The sequence below is a fragment of the Enterobacter sp. UNJFSC 003 genome, assembly GCF_036903355.1.
GTDB lineage: Bacteria > Pseudomonadota > Gammaproteobacteria > Enterobacterales > Enterobacteriaceae > Enterobacter.
On the sequence record NZ_JBAKHK010000131.1, the window covers coordinates 1 to 279 of the forward strand.

General features: G+C 49.1%; 1 pseudogene. It reads right to left on the bottom strand.

The features are described from left to right. Positions 1-97 (bottom strand): annotated as a pseudogene (gene cyaY, locus V5P19_RS23445) (iron donor protein CyaY); the annotation flags it as partial. Positions 98-279 lie beyond the last annotated feature (182 nt).

The window sequence follows — 279 nt, forward strand, 5'->3', positions numbered from 1 at the left end:
CGCAGTCGATATCGCTATCGCCATCCCAGTCGTCCAGACGCTCTTCAATGGTCAGCCACAGTTGATCAGCCAGGCGATGAAATTCACTGTCGTTCATTGTTGTATCCTGTTTTAAAGTGATGGCGGCAGTATAGCGGTATGGGGTCAGGGCTTCAAAGTTTGCCCGTCTGCTGCTGCGTTCCGGCATGATTCATCCGTCACCGGAATAATAATATCTCTATATAGCGAAAGATTGGTCTTTTCATAAGGGCGCAGGTACACCACGCCTTTTCCCTGTTT